The organism is Streptomyces aurantiacus JA 4570 (assembly GCF_000414115.1).
In the GTDB taxonomy this organism is placed as follows: Bacteria; Actinomycetota; Actinomycetes; order Streptomycetales; family Streptomycetaceae; genus Streptomyces; species Streptomyces aurantiacus_A.
The window spans coordinates 16,061-33,523 of sequence record NZ_AOPZ01000278.1 but is presented as its reverse complement, the minus strand read 5'-3'; the positions used below and the strand labels follow the sequence as shown (position 1 = coordinate 33,523).

Annotated in this window: 18 protein-coding genes and 1 pseudogene; 8 read left to right on the top strand and 11 right to left on the bottom strand. The window is 71.0% G+C overall.

What is annotated here, in order from left to right:
* Positions 1-17: 17 nt before the first annotated feature.
* Positions 18-449, bottom strand: a complete 432-nt coding sequence (locus tag STRAU_RS25290; RefSeq protein WP_016643238.1) for a hypothetical protein — start codon at positions 447-449, stop codon at positions 18-20.
* A 165-nt stretch (positions 450-614) separates the two neighbouring features.
* On the opposite strand from STRAU_RS25290, the gene STRAU_RS25285 reads away from it, so the two are divergent.
* The gene (locus tag STRAU_RS25285) at positions 615-1,640 is read left to right on the top strand and encodes a proline racemase family protein (protein ID WP_016643239.1); all 1,026 of its coding nucleotides are present in this window, start codon (positions 615-617) and stop codon (positions 1,638-1,640) included.
* On the opposite strand, the gene STRAU_RS25280 is transcribed toward STRAU_RS25285, so the two are convergent.
* From STRAU_RS25280 to STRAU_RS25250, 7 genes and pseudogenes are all read right to left on the bottom strand, one after another.
* Entirely contained in the window at positions 1,637-2,815 is a 1,179-nt protein-coding gene (locus STRAU_RS25280) for a trypsin-like serine peptidase (protein WP_203227464.1), read from the bottom strand. The two genes, STRAU_RS25285 and STRAU_RS25280, sit on opposite strands and share 4 nt — an antisense overlap.
* Positions 2,816-2,999: 184 nt before the next feature.
* Positions 3,000-3,489: pseudogene (locus tag STRAU_RS40540) on the bottom strand (sigma-70 family RNA polymerase sigma factor family protein); the annotation flags it as partial.
* Positions 3,490-3,674: 185 nt separating this feature from the next.
* Entirely contained in the window at positions 3,675-4,328 is a 654-nt protein-coding gene (locus tag STRAU_RS25270) for a DUF5701 family protein (RefSeq protein ID WP_016643234.1), read from the bottom strand.
* A gap of 91 nt (positions 4,329-4,419) precedes the next feature.
* Positions 4,420-5,022 carry a DUF2867 domain-containing protein gene (locus STRAU_RS25265; protein WP_016643233.1) on the bottom strand — a complete coding sequence of 201 codons (603 nt, stop codon included), beginning with the start codon at positions 5,020-5,022 and terminating at the stop codon, positions 4,420-4,422.
* Positions 5,023-5,090: 68 nt separating this feature from the next.
* Entirely contained in the window at positions 5,091-5,756 is a 666-nt protein-coding gene (locus STRAU_RS25260) for a TetR/AcrR family transcriptional regulator (RefSeq protein ID WP_052029241.1), read from the bottom strand.
* A 114-nt stretch (positions 5,757-5,870) separates the two neighbouring features.
* Positions 5,871-6,413 (bottom strand): DM13 domain-containing protein, encoded by a 543-nt coding sequence (locus STRAU_RS25255; protein WP_016643231.1) that lies wholly within the window; start codon positions 6,411-6,413, stop codon positions 5,871-5,873.
* 92 nt (positions 6,414-6,505) lie between these two features.
* Positions 6,506-7,759 (bottom strand): MFS transporter, encoded by a 1,254-nt coding sequence (locus STRAU_RS25250; RefSeq protein WP_203227463.1) that lies wholly within the window; start codon positions 7,757-7,759, stop codon positions 6,506-6,508.
* 101 nt (positions 7,760-7,860) lie between these two features.
* Between STRAU_RS25250 and STRAU_RS25245 the strand changes: the two genes are divergently transcribed.
* The 4 genes from STRAU_RS25245 to STRAU_RS25230 all read left to right on the top strand — a co-directional run bounded on the left by STRAU_RS25245 (position 7,861) and on the right by STRAU_RS25230 (position 11,969).
* Positions 7,861-8,313: a winged helix-turn-helix transcriptional regulator gene (locus STRAU_RS25245; RefSeq protein ID WP_016643229.1), complete on the top strand. Its 453-nt coding sequence runs from the start codon at positions 7,861-7,863 to the stop codon at positions 8,311-8,313.
* Between the two features lie 76 nt (positions 8,314-8,389).
* Entirely contained in the window at positions 8,390-9,001 is a 612-nt protein-coding gene (locus tag STRAU_RS25240) for an HAD-IA family hydrolase (RefSeq protein ID WP_016643228.1), read from the top strand.
* Between the two features lie 356 nt (positions 9,002-9,357).
* The gene (locus STRAU_RS25235) at positions 9,358-11,280 is read left to right on the top strand and encodes a RiPP maturation radical SAM C-methyltransferase (protein WP_016643226.1); all 1,923 of its coding nucleotides are present in this window, start codon (positions 9,358-9,360) and stop codon (positions 11,278-11,280) included.
* Between the two features lie 8 nt (positions 11,281-11,288).
* Positions 11,289-11,969 carry a DUF5825 family protein gene (locus STRAU_RS25230; RefSeq protein ID WP_016643225.1) on the top strand — a complete coding sequence of 227 codons (681 nt, stop codon included), beginning with the start codon at positions 11,289-11,291 and terminating at the stop codon, positions 11,967-11,969.
* 52 nt (positions 11,970-12,021) lie between these two features.
* Here the strand turns inward: STRAU_RS25230 and STRAU_RS25225 are convergent, their stop codons facing one another.
* A complete protein-coding gene (locus tag STRAU_RS25225; RefSeq protein WP_016643224.1) occupies positions 12,022-12,681 on the bottom strand; it encodes a TetR/AcrR family transcriptional regulator in 660 nt (219 codons plus the stop codon).
* 66 nt (positions 12,682-12,747) lie between these two features.
* Here STRAU_RS25225 and STRAU_RS25220 point away from each other — a divergent pair, with 66 nt between their 5' ends.
* Positions 12,748-13,785 (top strand): threonine/serine dehydratase, encoded by a 1,038-nt coding sequence (locus tag STRAU_RS25220; RefSeq protein ID WP_016643223.1) that lies wholly within the window; start codon positions 12,748-12,750, stop codon positions 13,783-13,785.
* 72 nt (positions 13,786-13,857) lie between these two features.
* Here STRAU_RS25220 and STRAU_RS25215 read toward each other — a convergent pair whose 3' ends face one another.
* Complete coding sequence (locus tag STRAU_RS25215) at positions 13,858-14,703, bottom strand: NAD(P)H-binding protein (RefSeq protein WP_037661785.1); 846 nt, start codon at positions 14,701-14,703, stop codon at positions 13,858-13,860.
* Between the two features lie 148 nt (positions 14,704-14,851).
* Between STRAU_RS25215 and STRAU_RS25210 the strand changes: the two genes are divergently transcribed.
* Together STRAU_RS25210 and STRAU_RS25205 are read left to right on the top strand one after the other, a co-directional pair.
* Positions 14,852-15,247: a winged helix-turn-helix transcriptional regulator gene (locus STRAU_RS25210; protein ID WP_016643221.1), complete on the top strand. Its 396-nt coding sequence runs from the start codon at positions 14,852-14,854 to the stop codon at positions 15,245-15,247.
* 219 nt (positions 15,248-15,466) lie between these two features.
* Positions 15,467-16,330 carry an alpha/beta hydrolase gene (locus STRAU_RS25205; protein WP_016643220.1) on the top strand — a complete coding sequence of 288 codons (864 nt, stop codon included), beginning with the start codon at positions 15,467-15,469 and terminating at the stop codon, positions 16,328-16,330.
* A 79-nt stretch (positions 16,331-16,409) separates the two neighbouring features.
* Here the strand turns inward: STRAU_RS25205 and STRAU_RS25200 are convergent, their stop codons facing one another.
* Complete coding sequence (locus tag STRAU_RS25200; RefSeq protein WP_016643219.1) at positions 16,410-17,441, bottom strand: SDR family oxidoreductase; 1,032 nt, start codon at positions 17,439-17,441, stop codon at positions 16,410-16,412.
* Positions 17,442-17,463: the final 22 nt, after the last annotated feature.

The window sequence follows — 17,463 nt, the reverse complement described above, 5'->3', positions numbered from 1 at the left end:
GGTGATGCCGTCCCTGGTCAGAACGTCCGGTTCGAGACCCACGTGGCCTGGCTGCCGGGGTGAGCCAGGTCGGTGCCCACCCCGCTGAGGCGGCGGTCGCTGCCGAGGTCGCCGATGTAGCGGCCCTTGCTGCCGTTGCTCCAGTCGATGACGAACTCGATGTACGTGCCGTCGACAAAGCCTTGCTCGAAGGTGCCCGTCGTGCTGCCCACCGAAGCGGTGCCGGTGAGCTGCCCCTGGGCGTCCTGGCTCACCACGACCGTGGGGTGCAGCCCATTGCTCTGGGTGATGCCCCACGTACCCGAGGCGTCGAAGGCCGGAGCTTCGGCGGACGAGGACGGCGCCTGCGCGTGGGTACCCGAGGCGAGGGCGGCGGGAGCGAGCGCGAGACCGCCCAGACCGACAGCGAGGGCCGTGGCGACGGCAGGGACGGCGAGTCGTACCTTCATGCGAAATCCCTTCGTGGTGGGGGCACTTGCGCCCCCGTTCAGTTGACGCAAGTAACCTCCGGAACCACCCGTGCCCTCAACCCCCAAGTGCTCGGGGTACCGGCCTGCTCCGCTTCAGGGCATCATGCCCGTCGTGCGACGCCCGCCCGGCAGAGAGGCACGCTCATGACCGCGCCGTCCCGCCTCATCAGCACCGTCGACTACCACACCGCCGGCGAACCCTTCCGCATCGTCCTCGGAGGCGTCCGGCCCCCGCGCGGTGCGACCGTCCTCGACAAGCGCGACGACGCCATCGCCCACCTCGACGACATCCGCGTGCTGCTGACCCATGAACCACGCGGCCACGCCGACATGTATGGCTGTTTCCTCACCGAACCCGACGACGACGGCGCCGACTTCGGCCTGGTCTTCTTCCACCGCGAGGGCTTCAGCACGGCCTGCGGCCACGGCTCCATCGCCGCCGCCGTCTGGGCGTACACCACCGGATACACCCCTCTGCGCGAGGACGGCACCGTCGTCATCGACGTCCCCTCCGGCCGCGTCACCTGTGCGGTGCGCGACACCGAGGACGGACACCCGAGGGTCGCCTTCCGCAACATCGCCTCCTCTCTGCACGCCCGGGACGTGCCGGTGCCCACCCGGCGGGGCACCACCACGGCGGACATCGCCTATGGCGGCGCCTTCTACGCCATGGTCGACGCGGGCAGCCTGGGCCTGCGGGTCCATCGCGACCGGCTGCCCAGGCTCATCGGCCTGGCCGCCGAGATCAAGACTCACCTCACCAAGTACCACCCGCTGACCGACCCCGAGGACCCCCGGATCAACGGCCTGTACGGCGTGATCTTCTACGACCGGCTCGGCACGGCGGCAGGCCGGGTCGAGGAACGCAACGTCACCGTCTTCGCCGACGGCCAGGTCGACCGTTCCCCCTGCGGCAGCGGCACCAGCGCACGCATCGCCGCCCTCGCCGCGAGGGGAGAGCTGACCCAGGACGCCGTGCTGGTCAACCACGGCATCCTCGACACCACGTTCCTCGGCCGGATCACCGGCACCACCATGGCGCACGGCAGGCCCGCCGTCATCCCGGAGATCGAGGGCACCGCCTACCTCACCGGTCACCACACCCTGGTCATGGATCCCCGGGACGAACTGCCCACCGGATTCCTGCTGCCGTCCGCGGACACGCCCTAGGGGCGGTTGTCGATCAGGTCCTGGATCTGCGGATAGATCCGGTCCATGCGTGTGCCCACGTTGTGCGGGCAGGAGCCGCCCCAGTGCAGGGCGATCACCTTGTGCGAGGAGCCGGCCAGCACCGGGGAGCCGGAGTTGCCGCCCGAGGTGTCGCAGGAGTACCCCACGTCCTCGGTGCCGAGCTGGGCGTTCCTCACCCCGCAGTAGGCTCCGCCGTCGCGCTCCTCGTACAGCGATATGCGCTTCGGCCGGGTGTCGCCGTGGCCGGCGATGTACGCCTGCTCGCCCGCGATCGGGGCGCGGGTCTCCAGGAACAAGGTGCCGAACTGCGCGATCTGGTCGAAGTTGTCCACGCTGAAGAGCGTGAAGTCGAGACCTGGCGAGGTGCGGAGCAGGGCCTTCGCGCCGACCTTGGTTCCGGGACGCGGGTCGTTGCCGCCGCAGGTGGCGCAGTCGTAGTCGAACTGCACCTCCATCGCGTCGAGTTCGGCCTGCGACTTGACGCAGTGGTTGTTGGTCAGCATGTGGTTGCCCCGGCCCACGCGCCAGGCCGTGCACCATCCGCCGCCGTTCTTCAGCATGCGGGCCACGCCGCGGGAGGCGGCGTACTGCGCGGGATGACTGGTCCGGTAGCAGACCGCGTCCCGGCGGCCGTCGGCGCCGCACACGCTGCGCGGGTTCTTGGTGGCGATCTCCGCCTCGGTGAACCCGCGCCAGTAGCGGTCGATCGCGACGTGCGACCCTCGCCCGCCGCGGGTGTGCAGGGTGACCACGGCCGTGTCACCGTCCACCGACATCGCGGCGAAGCCGGCGGAGCCGTGCCGGGTGAAGCCGGCGTCGCCGCGTGCGGCGTCCCCGCGCGTCGGGTCGCCGCGGTACGTGTGCACCTCGCGTCCGGTCGGGTCGGCCACCGTCACGTACGCGCCGGGGGCGAGCGCGAGCCTGGCGAAGTGCACCTTGACGTACGACGCCGCGCGGTGCCGGATCACGTGCCGGGCCGGGCCCCCGGAGGAGCCGAGCTCGAGGTCGACGGCCTTCTCCTCGCCGACCGTCGGGATCGGAGCGGGCTGGACGCGTGCCGGTGCCGGCACGGCTTCGTCCGCCGTCGTCGGCGCGACGGGAACGAGGATGGTCGTCGCCACTAGGGCAGCGGCGGCGATGACGCGTCTTAACACGGGTACCTCCTCGGCGGGTTGACGCAGAGCGGACTGCTGCTCACGACCGCCTCGGCGTCCGGCCGGTCCTCGGTGGTCCAGGAGGCGAACACCGGTGCCGTGATGCAGCATTGAACGAACAGGGTAGATGTGCTCATGACAATTCATGAGAGGAGTACCGGTCAGAACTGCGGGAGGATCGGGCTCAGTGGCTGACGGCGGTCTCCCGCGCCACCCGCGACAGCTTCTCGGGGTTGCGGACGTGGTAGGCCCTGTTGACGCAGCCGTTCTCGACCCGTACGGCCACCACACCGTCGACCTCCCCGTTGACCCGGACGAGCAGCCCCGGGCCGCCGTTGATCTGAACCGGCTCGACCGACCTTTCGGCGTCGCGCTTCCACCAGCCGCCCGCCAGCAGCCGGGCCACCTTGTCCGCGCCCACGAGGGGCCGCGGCAGGGCGTGTTTGACTCCGCCGCCGTCGCTCAGCGCGACGACGTCCGGCGCGCGTCTCAAGGACCAGCAGCATCGCCATCGAGATGCTGTGGGCCAGTTCGACGTCCTCGGCCACGTCCGGCGCGGTCAGCAGCGGCTCGGGCGGCCACGGCCCGACGTAGGCATCCTTGCGCCGGCCGAGCGCGCGCATCCGGTCCAGTGCCTGCCGGGTGACGATCCGCACCAGGTAGGCGCGTTCCTCACCCGGTCGGCTGACCGCGGCTGTTACCGGCGCCGGGGCGCCGACGTCTCGTGTTCGTCGGCGCCGCGCGAACGAACGATCCGGCGCGGCACGCGACACAAGGAGGGCACCAGGTCGTGCGAGCTCGCGGGCCCCGCCTTCCAGGAATGGCTCAACACCCAACCCTGACAGGGCCGGTCCCGGCCTCAGGGCCTGCGGCCGGTGGCGGAGGCGAAGCCCAGCCAGGTGTGGCGGTTGCCCCACCAACACCAGCCGACCTTGGGGGCGTTGCGCCGCTCGCGGCCGTCCCGCCCTGTGCCGTTGCTGATCCAGATCGCCGGCGTACGGGTGTCCAGGGCGCCGTTCTCCTTGCGGAGCCGGGAGCCGATGGTCATGAAGCAGCGGTTGCGCTCCAGGATCGCGGGCTGCTGGAGCACCCAGTGGATGCCCTCGCTGAGCAGGAGCGGTGTGCGGTCTTCCTTGGTGAGGGCGGGCAGCGCTTCGTCCGGGCTCCAGTTGGACATGTGGTCGCCGCGGTCGAGGCCGGTGACGACGTAGAGGGGAGCGTCGGGCAGCGCGAGGGTGTCGACCGGGGCGAAGCGGTCGACGTCCGGCATGTCGACGACGACGAAGCCGGGCTTGTCGTCGCGGCGGAGCAGCGGTGCCAGGGCGGAGGCGGGTGCGCGGTCCGGGTGGACGGCGAGGAGGGTGTCGCTGTCGTCGCCCCCGGCCTCCTCGGCGAAGGCGCGCAGTTCGTCGGCGGGTATACCCGAAAGCTCGTGCACCCCGAGCTCGATCAGGCGTTGAGCCTGGGCGGCGAGCGACGGGAGCGAGGTGGGGGTGGACGAGGTCTCGGGCACGGTACTCCTTGATTCGATCAAGCGGGCGCCAGGCCCAACGTGGCGGCTCGGCGGGAAGTTCCCGACGCCACGCCGGCCCGTCGGACCCGCCCTAGGCCGCGGGCTTGGCCCCCTGGGGCGGATCGGCCCGCCACTCGGCCGCGATGCCGCGCATCAGGGGCGGGTACACGAGCAGGTGCCGGAACGGCGCGATGGCCGCCATGTAAGCCTTCCCGAGCCGGCCGTTCGGCTTGACCAGCACGGCCATTTGGCCACGATGGCCGCCGGCTCCGTCCGGAACCCAGCTGAGGTGCATCACCCCGTGCATGGTCCGGTTGCTCATCTCCGAGGCCCACTCGTCGTCCGTCAGGAAGATCGAGCGGAAGGGCAGACGGTCGAACTCCGGCCCGAACGGGCCGTCCCGCAGATCGTCCGGCAGCCGGTCGCGCAGCGTCGGCACCCGGGATCCGACGCCGGCGTCGGGCTTGTCCCAGCCGAGCAGCCTGCCGAGCTTCCAGCGGATCGTGAAGAGCGTGCGGGCGATCCAGGAGGGGTTGTCCGAGGTGTCGCCCGCGGTGGTCTGCCGCACCAGGTGCGGGAAGTCGTCGGGGCCTCCCGGTGTCGGCAGGGCCCATACGTCGTAGAGGCGGAAGTCGGACGTGATCTCGTGGACCCGCCAGGGGCGGGAGGTGTGCGCGCTGTTCGGGAGTTTCATTCGTGGAACCTCCGTCTGCTCGGTGATGTGCCACGACGTCAGTGACGTGTCATGACGTCAGTGATGGGTCACGCCGGCGGGGCGATTCCGAGCACGCCCGCGACGGCCTGGGCCGCGAACAGCTCGTCGTCCGGAACCTCGCCGGCCAGGGCGATCACGGTCCCCTCGAGCGCGCCGAGGTAGGCGAGCGCGAGGATCCTGGTCGGCCGGCCGGGCGGGATCGATCCCGCTGCGCGGCCGGCGTCGATGAGACGGGCGCAGCGCGTGAGGAACATTTCGTAGTTCCGCTCGACCTCGCGCCCGACGGGGTGGTCCTGGCCGCTGAACTCGAGCCGCAGCGCGATCGGCACACGCGCCACGTCGCGCCGGCAGAAGACCGCGTGGCCGCGCGCGAGGGTGAGCAGTGCAGTGACGGGGTCCGGTTCCTGCTCGACGAAGCGCGCCACCTCCTGCCCGTAGGTCTCGCGGTACCACGCGCACACGGCGAGGGCCAGATCCTGCTTGTCCTTGAACTGGTGGTAGAGCGCGCCGCGGGTGTACCCGGCGTCGCGGGCCACCTGCTCCAGCTTGAGATGGCCGTAGCCACAGCGGGACAGGCCCCGTGCGGCGGACTCGAGGAGGGCGGTGCGCGTGCGCGCGCTGCGATCGGCCTGGGTGGCGCGGCGACGGCCGGGGCCGTCCGGCGCGCCCGGACGCTCCTGCTGCACCTCGGGTCGAGCGTCCGGGCTCCGCATGACAGCTCCGCTCACTTCGTCGAGACCTTGCCGCTCGGAGGCCGATCGCCTCGACGCGACGTCCCGGAAAGCATACATGCATGTCTGTATGTTTACGAGGAGTCGCACCGCTCCTCAGGTGCGGGTCAGTTCCGTGGCGCCGAAGGACACGTCGAAGCGGTCGCACCAGATGGTGACGCTGCGGTACCGGTTCAGGTCGACGTCGGCGGGCAGCGTGTAGTTCTGGTCGCCCTTGTTCCCCTTGAGCTTGCCCAGGCTGACGTGCCGTCCGTCGTCGAACACGTGCCAGCCGTCCTTGCCCGGCTTCACCTCCGCGTCGCTGAGCCAGACCCGCAGGGCAGGGCCGTTGCTCGTTTCCAGGTTCGTGAGCCGGAGCACGCGGGTGCCGTCCGTGAGGCGCAGGACGCGGACCGATCCGCTGGTCTCGTGCTCGTGGCTGATCAGCTCCCCCTCGGCCAGCTCCTCCGGCCCGGCCGCCGCCGAATCCCCGCCCCGCGCCGGAGCCGGTGCCGCCACGGGAAACGGATCCCGGACGGTCTCGTCCACCCACAGCTTCCACGGCTGGAACCAGTACAGCCCCACACCCGCGATCACCACACCGGCGAACAGCGCTGTGATGAACCACGGCCTGCCGAGTACCCGCCGTACACGTCCCATGGTGATGCCTCCGAGAGAGATCGAGTGTGTTCCTGCTCCCTGTATGACGGCGGGCGGGCGCTCGGCACTCCCGGATTCCGATGACGAAAGTCTTACGCGTCCTGCGAGGCGACGGAGTCCGGGGCGCTGTGCCGGGTGAACGCCCACAGCGCGAGCCCGAGGGAGCTGAACGTGGCGCCCAGCGCGCACACGGCGCCCCAACCGGCCACCGTGTAGAGGGAGGTGGCGGCGATGGCGCCGGTGGCGCTGCCGATCGAGTAGAAGACCATGTATCCGCCGATCAGCCGGCTGCCCGCGTCCGGGTGCAGCGCGTAGATCAGGGTCTGGTTGGTGACATGGACCGCCTGCACGGCGAGGTCGAGCAGGATCACCCCGACGACCAGGGCCCAGAGCGAGCTGCGGGTGAAGGCCAGGGGCAGCCACGAGACGGCGAGCAGTGCCAGGGCGATGCCGGTGGTGTGCCGGGAGAGTCCGCGGTCGTTCAGGCGGCCCGCCACGGTCGCGGCCAGGGCGCCGACGGCGCCGATCAGTCCCAGCGCCCCGATCGCGCTGTGGGACAGGAAGTACGGGGCCTCGCTGAGCGGCAGCGCGACGCTGCTCCAGAGAGTGCTGAAGGCGGCGAAGATCAGCAGGCCGAACAGGGCCCGGAGCCGCAGCAGTCGTTCCCGTGCGAACAGGGTGATCGTGGAGCGCAGGAGCTGTCCGTAGCGCAGGGTGGTCGGCGGAGCGGCACTGTGGCGCGGCAGCACTCGGTACAGGACGAGGGCGAGCAGGGCGGTGAGCGACGCCGAGGCCACGTAGACGGAGCGCCAGCCCGCGAGGTCGGCCATGACGCCGGACGCGGTGCGGGCGAGCAGGATTCCGACGACCACGCCGCTGGTGACCAGACCGACGACCCGGCCGCGCCCGGCGGCCGGTGCCAGTGATGCCGCGAAGGCCACCAGCGTCTGCGTGACGACCGCGAGAAGTCCCACCGCGGCCATGCCCGCCAGCAGGACCGCCGCCGTGTGGGCGGCGGCCACCACGGCCAACGCCCCCACCAGGAGCAGCAATTGGGCCACGACGAGCCGCCTGCGGTCGGCCAGGTCGCCCAGCGGCACGAGGAAGAAGAGGCCGAGGCCGTATCCGACTTGCGTGAGGGTGACCACGCTGCCGACGAGCGCCGGGCTCATGGCGAGGTCGTGGCCCATGGTCACCAGGAGCGGCTGGGAGAAGTAGACGTTGGCCACCGCGGCCCCGCAGGCGACGGCGAACAGCACGACGACGCCACGCGACAGGACGAACGCGGAACCCTCCCCGCCGCGGGCCTCGGTCCGCCGTGTCAGGGCCTCACTGTTGTCGGTCATCCGCACTCCTCCGCACATCTGGTTTCAACTTGCTACCAGTGGCGACGGTAACCATCGTTGGTAGCATGTTGCAACCAACCATCGTGAGAGTGAGGGACGCCATGGTGACCAGGACGCGCTTCGACGACAGTGATTGCCCCGTCGCCCGGTCGGTCGACGCGATCGGCGACTGGTGGTCCCTGCTGATCGTGCGGGACGCCTTCGACGGCAGCCGGCGCTTCGGGGAGTTCCAGCGCAGCCTCGGCGTGGCGAAGAACATCCTCACCGCGCGCCTGCGCACCCTGGTCGCCGGCGGCGTCCTCGACTCCGTCCCCGCCTCGGACGGCAGCGCCTACCGGGAGTACGTACTCACGGAGAAGGGCAAGGCGCTCTTCCCCGTCATCGTGGCACTGCGGCAGTGGGGCGAGCAGAACTTCTTCGCCCCAGGCGAACCGCACTCACAGTTGGTCGACCGCCGACAGGGGCACCGCCTCCGCGCGCTGGAAGTGCTGTCCGAGGACGGGCGACGGCTGAACCCGGACGACACCACCGTCCACAAGGTCTCCGCCCAGTGATCCGAGCGGCGTCCGGGCGGGCCCGGCGACCGCTCGCAGGCCATGCAGGGAGAACAGGCGAAGAGGGGGAGTTCGTGTGACCGAGACCAGCGTCATTCTCGACATCGGTGGCGTGCTGGAGTACACGCCGGAAACGGGTTGGGTCCAACGGTGGGAAGAGCGGCTGGAGTTGGCGCCGGGCACCGTGGGGGAGCGGATGCGTGACGTGTGGCAGGCCGGCAGTGTCGGGAGCATCAGCGAGCAAGAGGTGCACGAGCAGGTGGCGGCGCGCTTGGGGCTTGACGCGCCCCAGCTCGAAGCCTTCATGGCGGACCTCTGGACGGAGTACGTGGGGACGCCGAACGAAGAACTCATCGCGTATGTGCGAGGGCTGCGGGGGAGTTGCAGGCTGGGCATCCTGAGCAACAGCTTCGTCGGTGCCCGGGAGCGGGAAACGGCGCTGTACCACTTCGACGAGCTGGTGGACCAGATCGTCTACTCGCACGAGATCGGCATCGGCAAACCTGACGCGCGAGCCTTCGAGGCCGCCCGCGCCGCCTTGGACGTACGTCCGGAGAACTGTCTCTTCATCGACGATGTCGCGGTCAACGTCGAGGCCGCCCAAGCCGCGGGCATGCAGGCGCACCTGTTCGAGGACAACGCCCGGAGCATCGCGCGCATCGCGGCTCACCTGGACGCCAGCCCCTAGGGGCGTGCCCCGCTCGTATGACGTCCGCGCCTCCCACCGCAACCCCTCAAATCTTGGGATACCGCTCCACGATCGCTCGCGGCGACCATCGCTCTATCGGTCGGCACCACCATCCACGGCCGTAGCGTCCCGAAGCATGTGGAATTGATGAAGGGAAAAGGGTTATGGAGAAGGACGTCATCGACAACGACCCGCTGGCGGGTGAGGACGGCGAGCTCCAGGCCGGAATGATCTGGATCAACATTCCCATCGGCAACGCGGGCGAGTAGGGCCGCCCTGGCGGGCCGGCCGCGCCTGACCGCGGTCGGCCCGCCTTCGCGTCGTTTCCGATCACCACCTCGTGAGAAGGGCCGATCGTGCGCGTACTGCTGGTGAACATGCCCTGGGCTTCCATCGATCTGCCCTCGCTGGCCCTTGGAATCCTCAAGCGCAGCGTCGACGAGCGGGTTCCGGACAGCCGGGCGGAGGTGATGCACGCCAACATCGAGTTCGTCGACTGGGTGACGCGGCGCACCGAATTCGCCCTGCGTGACTACAACTACTACTCCCTTGCCTCCTATTTCATCGGCTGCGGTGACTGGGTCTTCTCCTCCGCTCTCTATGACGACCGTTCATGGCACGTCGCGGAGTTCGTCGAAGGAACGCGCAAGAACGTCGACGCCGCACGGCGCGAGCAGGCTTTCGTCCTGCACGAACTGGCCGGTGAATTCGTGCGGGAGACCGCGCGACGCATCGTGGAACGGCAGCCCGACGTCGTCGGCTTCACCTCGACGTTCCAGCAGAACACCGCCGCTCTCGCGGCGGCGCGGTACGTCAAGGAGCTCGATCCGCGCATCCGTACCGTCCTGGGAGGTGCGAACTGCGACGGCAAACAAGGGGAGGCCATGCACCGCAACTTCCCGTTCGTCGATCTCGTGGTGCGCGGCGAGGGGGAGGAGTCGTTCCCGGCGCTGCTGACCGCGCTCCAGGAGGGGCGGGGGCTCGCCGACATCCCCGGGCTTTGCCGGCGTGACGAGGAGGGGCGGTGTGTGGTCAACCCGATGCGGTCCCGACCCTTGCCGCCCTCGGCGATCCTGGCGCCGGACTACACCGGGTACTTCGAGCGCCTCGCGTCCTCGCGGGCGCGGTCATGGGTCGAGCCGAAGCTCGTCGTCGAAAGCGCCCGCGGGTGCTGGTGGGGCGAGAAGCACCACTGCACGTTCTGCGGACTCAACGGTTCGTCCATGCAGTTCCGCAGCAAGAACCCGTCGGTGTTCTTCGACGAGCTCACCGAACTCGCCCGCCGGCACCGGGTGTTGGACATGTACGTGGTCGACAACATCCTCGACATGAACTATCTGAAGTCGCTGCTGCCGCGGATCACCGAGAGCGGCTACGACCTCAGGCTGCAGTACGAGATCAAGTCGAACATGCGGCGGCACCAGCTGGAGATCCTCGCCGAAGCCGGCGTGATCCATGTGCAGCCCGGCATCGAGAGCCTGAACAGCAGGGTCCTTGGCCTGATGGACAAGGGTGTCACCGGTTGCCTGAACGTGCGCATGCTGCGCGACGCCTCCGCGGTCGGCCTGTCGGTGGCGTGGAACTACCTGTACGGGTTCCCGGGAGAAGAGGCCGCGGACTACGACGAGGTGATCGAGCAGCTCCCGGCCCTGGAACACCTCAACCCGCCAGGGAGCCAGGCCGGCAGGATCGCCGTGGAACGCTTCAGCCCCTACTTCAACAACCCCGAACTCGGCTTCCGCGAGCTGCGGTCGGCACAGCAGTACCGCTACATCTACGACCTGCCGGAAGAGGAACTGTTCGACCTGGCATACATCTTCGACGTGCCGCCGCAGGGCATCGATGACGCGGTCGTGGACCGGCTGAACGCGGCCATCACCACCTGGCAGCAGGCCCACGACAGCAGCCGCCTCACCCACAGCAGCTTCGAGGACCGGATCGTCCTGGTCAGCAAGCGACGGGCCTTCGACTGGAGCGTGCTGGAAGTGACGGACCCCTGCGAGATCGCGCTGTTCCACCTCCTGGACCAGCCGCACACCCCCGCCGCCGCGGCGCGCAAGCTGGGCGGGGCCGGCGAAGCCAGGGTCGGGGAGATCCTCAGCCGCTGGATCGGGCTCGGCCTGGTCTTCACCGACGGCGGGCAGTACGTACATGTGGCGCCGGCGGCCGTCAACCAGGAGCTGCTGCGCCCGGGATACCTCCGGCAACTGGGCGTCGAGACCGTTCCCGACGGGCCGGGCGACCGTGCCGCCGCCTCCCTGCAGTCGGCCCCCGCGTAACCGGAGGGATGACGATGACCGTACACACCCAGCACACCGCGGACGACAGCGTGCTCACGGTGGCCGCATGGCGGGACCACGATCCGGCAGTGGGCCGGTTGCCGGGCATGCCCCTGGGGGACTTGACGGTTCCCGGCGGGCCCGTGACGGCTGCCGCCCGCGCCCTCTTCGACGCCGGCGCATGGCGCGTGGCCCTGCGCGGGACGGTGGACCTGACGGACGCGGCCGACGCGGCCCGCTCCGTCCACACACTGAGCCTGATCGGGGCCCTGACCGGGCGGGCCGTGGCGGTCGACTGGAAGGTCCGCACGCCACCGGACCGGCCCGACGCCTGGATCGCGCTGAGCCACCTCCACCCGCCGACGGCCCTGCACGGCCCCCCGGACGCCGAGGAGGCGCTGCGGCAGTGGCGCCACAACCACTACCTCTGCAAATGCATCCACCGTCAGGGGCCCGGCTTCGTCCAGGTCCGCGACCGGCGGCATCGGCGGCTGCGCCGCTTCACCATCGACGCCCCCGACCACCTGGCGGCGATCCGCGCCCTGGCCGACGGCGCACCGGCCCAGGCGGTCCCCGGCGCGGTACTGGCCGACCTGCTCGAGGAGGAGCTGGCGGTACGGATCGGGGACCACGTCTGGTGGGCGCCGTACGCGGTACGGCGCTGGCCGCTGGCCGCGATGGTGATCTGAGTCCTCCCGCGCCGCCGGGTCGCCGTCGGACGGGACAGCCTCGCCGCGACGGTCAACTCCCGTCGGGGTCGGGCCCCGCCGGGGCAGCGGCCTCGATCAGCTGGCGGAGCGCGCCGTGGAAGACCTCGTGGTCGACCACCGCGGGCAGAACCGCCGACAGGTGTCCCGTCAGGACCGGGAACTCCTCCGGATCGAGCGCGGCCAGCGCTTGGCGGGTGGCGGCCTGGGCGGACTTCGGATCCCGGTGGTCGACGAAGCTCGCGCATCCGAGCGTGAGCAGGTACAGCCGCCGGTAGGTGACGATCGCGGCGTCCGGGGTCAGGCCGGCCCGGAGGGAGTCGGCGAGCTGCGGCTCCACCAGCCGCTTGAGGAGCTGCGGGCCGAGCCAGGGCCGGGCGCCACGCAGGGCGACCAGGCCCGGGTGGGCCGTCAGCAGTTCGTACAGCGCGGTGAACCGGCGCCCGGTGGCGGTGGCCCAGTCGGTGCCGGAAGGGACCTCCGGCAGGCGGGCGGCCAGCTGGTCGGTCACCAGGTCGAGCAGGCCGGCCAGGTCGGTGCAGCGGCGCTGGAGGGCGGCGACGGAGATGCCGAGGGCGGCGGCCAGGGTCCGGAAGCTGAGGGCGGTGTGCCCGTCCCGGTCCACGATCCGCAGGGCGGATTCGGCGATGCGCTGGGGGGTCGCGAGGTCCAGAGAAGTGGATTGTCTGGGCATGGGATACAGCGTACGGTACATCGTATCGCCCCTCACCCGGTCCTGACCCGCTGACAGGAGCACCGCATGAACGCCCTCGCGTACGAGGACATCAAGACAGCCGCCGACCGGATCACCGGAGACGTGCGGCCCGTCACCCTCACGCGCGTCGACCCCGGCGCGATCGGCGGCGACCGCCGCGCCGCTCTCGACGGCAGTCCCGGACAGCCCCCTGAGGTCTGGCTGGCCCTGGAGTTCATGCAGCACACCGGCTCCTTCAAGGCCCGCGGCGCCGCGAACTTCATCCAGGCCCACCGCGACGCCGGAACCCTCCCCGAGGCCGGGGTGACCATCGCCTCCGGCGGCAACGCGGGGATGGCGTGCGCCTGGGCGGCCCAGCGGCACGGGGTCCGTGCCACCGTCTTCCTGCCGGCCAACGCGCCGCGGGTGAAAGTGGCCAAGCTCCGTTCGTACGGCGCCGACGTGCGGCTGGTCGGCTCCGAGTACGCGGAGGCGCTCGCGGTCTGCGAGGAGTTCGCCGCCACCACCGGCGCGCTCACCTCGCACGCCTACGACCATCCGCTGATCGCGGCAGGGGCGGGCACGCTGCTGGAGGAGATCCGGGCGTGGATTCCCGAGCTCGACACCGTGGTCGTCGCGGTCGGCGGCGGTGGCCTCTTCAGCGGCGTCGCCGCGGCCGCTCAACACCACGGCATCCGCACCGTCGCCGTGGAGCCGGAACACTGCCGCGCGCTCAACGCCGCGCTGGAGGCCGGCAGCCAGGTGGACGTCACGGTGGAGTCGATCGCCGCCGACTCCCTCGGAGCACGCCGGACGTCCGCCATGGCCCTGCACGCGGCCCAGCAGGACCGGACGCATTCCGTCCTCGTACCGGACGCCGAGATCGTCCGCGCCCGCCAACTGCTGTGGGACCACCGCCGGATCGCCGTCGAGCACGGTGCCGCCACCGCCCTCGCCGCGCTCACCTCTCGGGACCGGCGCACCCCCGAGCCGAGCGCGCGTGACCGGCCCGCCACGGGCCGCGGCTATCGGCCCGCCGACGGCGAGAAGGTCTGCGTGGTGCTGTGCGGAGCCAACACCGACCCGAGCGACCTCGTGCGCTGACCCGGGGGCCGACGGGCCGGGACGGCCGGGGCGGGCTTGAAGGCGCGGGCCGCGCGGGGTGGTTCCGACGCTCTACCGGAAGGCGGAGACGTGGCGTCGCGCCCAGTCGGCAAAGGATCGCGGCGCCCGGCCCAGGAGCCGCTCGACGTCGGGGCTGAGGCGCTGCTCCGCGGGCGTGGGCTCCCCGAGGATGTCGAGCGTGGTGTCGACCACGGGCTCGGGCATGAACTGCAGCATCTGCGCGCGGGCTTCGTCGCGGGTCTGCTCGACGAAGCGCACCGGTTCGCCGAGCGCGTCGCCGATCGCGTCGGCCCGTTGCCGGGGCGTGCTGAGGGAGGGGCCGGTCAACTCGTAGACGCGGCCGGTGTGTTCGGCGCCGCGCAGCGTCGTCGCGGCGACCTCGGCGATGTCGGCCGGGTCGATGGTGGGCAGGCCGACCTCCCCGAACGGCGCGGCCACGGCCCGTCGGCCGCGGACCGACTCGGCCCAGGCGAAGGCGTTGGAGTGGAAGCCGCCGGGGCGCAGGATCGTCCAGTGCAGGCCCGACTGCCGTACGGCGTCCTCGATGACGCGCACCGTCTCCCCGTGCGAGGGCGACTGAGGCCGGGTCGCGACTCCTTGGGAGGACAGCAGCACGACCCGCCCGATGCCCGCGGCCTTGGCCACGTCGAGGATGTCCTGCGGGCTCAGCAGATGGGCGCTGGGCCCGCCGTTCTGCAGGAACAGCCCGTCGGCGCCGTCGAACACCCGCCGAAGGCTCTCCGCGTCGGTCAGGTCCGCCGGCATCGGCCGGACGCCCTCCGGCACGTCCGTGTCCGTGATCCGCCGGGATGTCGCGATCACCTGCTCACCGGCCGCCACGAGTGTGCGCACGAGCTCCCGGCCGACATTGCCGGTCGCCCCCGTCACTACGATCATGAGTAACTCCCCTGAGATGCACGTTGGTTGAAGCTGCCCGAACGGGCGAGAGCGCTGCGGAGAGCCGATCTCCGGAGCGACGAGGGGACGCTAACACCGCCGGTATAGTAGGTACCTAGAGGAAAGTGGCTACCCTGAAGGGACGCACATGACCGGCGGCGACATGACCTGGACGGCATCCGCCGCGACCGCCCCCGACCTCGCCTGCCCGATCGGGCCGGTCGTGGACATCGTGTTCAGCCGCTGGACCACACCGATCCTGTGGACCCTCCACACGCACGGCCGGCAACGCTTCGTCGAGCTGGAACGCCGCATCACCAAGATCACCCCGAAGGTGCTGACGCAGCGCCTGCGGCAACTGGAGCGCGACGGCATGGTCGTGCGTACGTACCACCCGGAGGTCCCGCCGCGAGTGGAGTACGAGATCAGCGAACTCGGCCGGAGCCTCGCCCCGCTCTTCGCGCATCTCGCCGAATGGAGCGCGACCAACCTGCCCAAGGTCGAACAGGCCCGGCACGACTACGACTCGGAGCCGACCGCGTGATCCGAGAGACGCGATCAGTCGCGTGGGCGCGGCCGAGGCGCGCTGGAGAGTGCCGGTAAGGCGCGAACGTACGGGTGGTGCGAATGATCTTGCTTTGAGTAAGGTGCACCACCGGAATCCGGATGAGGGCCCTGTCCGTGGTGATGAGGTGGCTCGTGGTGCCGGTTCCGGCGGCGCGCGTGACGTCGACGCCGCGGGGGCCAGAAAGCGAGCAGACAGATGCAGCCGACCTTCGTACTGGTTCACGGAGCCTTCGCGAACTCCTTCTCCTTCGCGCCGCTCCAGGCCGAACTCGGCCTCCTCGGGCACCGCTCGGTCGCCGTCGACCTGCCCGGCCACGGGTTCGGGGCCACCTACGCGCGTGCCTATCAGGCGCCGCAGGACCTCGAAGCGCTCGCCGTGACGCCTGGCTCGATCAAGGGCGTCACGCTCGCCGACAACGTCGCCCACCTGATCGGGATCCTGGAGCGGGCCAAGCGGAACGGCCCCGTGATCCTCGTGTCGCACAGCCGCGGCGGCATCACGGCGACCGCGGCGGCCAACGCGCGACCGGACCTGATCGACCGCATCGTCTACGTCTCGGCCTGGTGCCCGGTCGAGCTCGACGTCAACGACTACTACGCGGAGCCGGAGATGGCCACGGTCGACGCCGCCTCCCTGGCCCTGGCGATGGCCGGGAACCCGGCCGAACTGGGCCTGCTGCGCGTCAACTTCCGCACCGCGGACCCGGACGCCCTCGCGGCGTTCAAGGCGGCCTTCCTCGCCGACGGCACCGACGAGGAGTTCCTGACCTTCCTGAACACCTTCCAGCCCGACGAGAACCTGGACGCCGGCGGCGCCGCCGACCGGGCACAGGCCGCGACCTGGGGCCGTATCCCGAAGACCTATGTACGCCTGGCCGACGACACGAGCCTGCCGCTCGCCATACAGGACCGGCTGATCCGCGAGGGCAACGCGCTCACACCGGACAACCCGTACGACGTCCGCACCCTTGAGGGCAGCCACCTCAAGTGGCTGACCCACCCGGCACCCGCGGCCCGAGTCCTGGGTGAACTCGCCGCGCCCCCGGCCCCTTCCGCCTGATCGCGACGCGGGGCCGGAGGCAGCGCACAGCCGTGGTGACGACGCCCGGACAGGTCTCCGGCCACCGCTCCCTGTCCGGTCAGGCCCGCCCGCGGCGGCGCAGCGCGGCTCCGGCGGCTGCCGCGGCCGTGATCGCGATCGCGGATGCGGTGGCGAGGGGATGGCGGGCCAGGGCGGCCTCGACGGAACGCGGGTGCGCCGCGTCGTCGAAGACGCCGTGCGCGCCTCGACCGCCGTCCTGCGGGCGGTCGGCCGGCTCGATCTGCGGACGGCCGACCGGCTCGAAGAGATTGCCGCGTCCGGACGGAGGGCGCCGGTCCACCTGCTGGGAGTCGAAGCCCGTGCGGGCGAGATAGCGGTCGAGGAGAGCGGGCGCCAGGCGGTTGGCCCAGAGGGTCGCCACGGTGGACGCCCCCACGTAGTACTGCTTGCGGCGGGGGTGGTCGGCCGCGTACACGATGCCGCGGGCGGCGACCTCGGGCTGGTAGATCGGCGGGACCGGGCGGGGGTGCCGGGGCAGGCGGGTGCGGACCCAGGAGAACTGCGGCGTGTTGAGGGCGGGCAGTTGGACCACGGTGACGTGCACGTTGCTGCCCCGGTGCAGGAGTTCGGTGCGCAGCGCGGAGGTGAAGCCGTTGATGGCGTGCTTCGCGCCGCAGTAGGCCGACTGCAGGGGAATGGACCGCTCGCCCAGAGCCGAACCCACCTGGACGATGGTGCCGCGATCCCGGGGCGCCATCCGCTTGAGCGCCGACCGGGTCCCGTTGACGAAGCCCAGGTACGACACGTCCGTGACCCGCTGATACTCCTCGGCCGTGACGTCGTCGAAGGGCGCGAACACGCCGACGAACGCGCAGTTGACCCACACGTCGATGGGGCCGAAGGCGTTCTCCGCCGCGTCCGCGGCCGCCTCGACCTGCCCCGCGTCGGCGGTGTCGGCGACCTGGACCAGGGCCCGGCCGCCGAGGGAGCCGACCTCGTCGGCAGCGGCCCGGAGGCCCGCCCGGCCGCGGGCGATGAGCACGACATCGGCTCCGCGCCGCGCGTACAGACGGGCCGTGGCACGGCCGACGCCGGCACTGGCGCCGGTGATGACGACGGTCTGGGGCATGGTCAGTCGGTTCCCTTCCGGT

Bases quoted from the DNA above. Each gene is read 5' to 3' on its own strand.
- STRAU_RS25215 (WP_037661785.1), bottom strand. From the start codon at position 14,703: ATGATCGTAGTGACGGGGGCGACCGGCAATGTCGGCCGGGAGCTCGTG.
- STRAU_RS25205 (WP_016643220.1), top strand. From the start codon at position 15,467: ATGCAGCCGACCTTCGTACTGGTTCACGGAGCCTTCGCGAACTCCTTC.
- STRAU_RS25250 (WP_203227463.1), bottom strand. From the start codon at position 7,759: ATGACCGACAACAGTGAGGCCCTGACACGGCGGACCGAGGCCCGCGGC.
- STRAU_RS25255 (WP_016643231.1), bottom strand. From the start codon at position 6,413: ATGGGACGTGTACGGCGGGTACTCGGCAGGCCGTGGTTCATCACAGCG.
- STRAU_RS25285 (WP_016643239.1), top strand. From the start codon at position 615: ATGACCGCGCCGTCCCGCCTCATCAGCACCGTCGACTACCACACCGCC.
- STRAU_RS25245 (WP_016643229.1), top strand. From the start codon at position 7,861: ATGGTGACCAGGACGCGCTTCGACGACAGTGATTGCCCCGTCGCCCGG.
- STRAU_RS25230 (WP_016643225.1), top strand. From the start codon at position 11,289: ATGACGATGACCGTACACACCCAGCACACCGCGGACGACAGCGTGCTC.
- STRAU_RS25225 (WP_016643224.1), bottom strand. From the start codon at position 12,681: ATGCCCAGACAATCCACTTCTCTGGACCTCGCGACCCCCCAGCGCATC.
- STRAU_RS25220 (WP_016643223.1), top strand. From the start codon at position 12,748: ATGAACGCCCTCGCGTACGAGGACATCAAGACAGCCGCCGACCGGATC.
- STRAU_RS25265 (WP_016643233.1), bottom strand. From the start codon at position 5,022: ATGAAACTCCCGAACAGCGCGCACACCTCCCGCCCCTGGCGGGTCCAC.
- STRAU_RS25210 (WP_016643221.1), top strand. From the start codon at position 14,852: ATGACCGGCGGCGACATGACCTGGACGGCATCCGCCGCGACCGCCCCC.
- STRAU_RS25290 (WP_016643238.1), bottom strand. From the start codon at position 449: ATGAAGGTACGACTCGCCGTCCCTGCCGTCGCCACGGCCCTCGCTGTC.
- STRAU_RS25260 (WP_052029241.1), bottom strand. From the start codon at position 5,756: ATGCGGAGCCCGGACGCTCGACCCGAGGTGCAGCAGGAGCGTCCGGGC.
- STRAU_RS25200 (WP_016643219.1), bottom strand. From the start codon at position 17,441: ATGCCCCAGACCGTCGTCATCACCGGCGCCAGTGCCGGCGTCGGCCGT.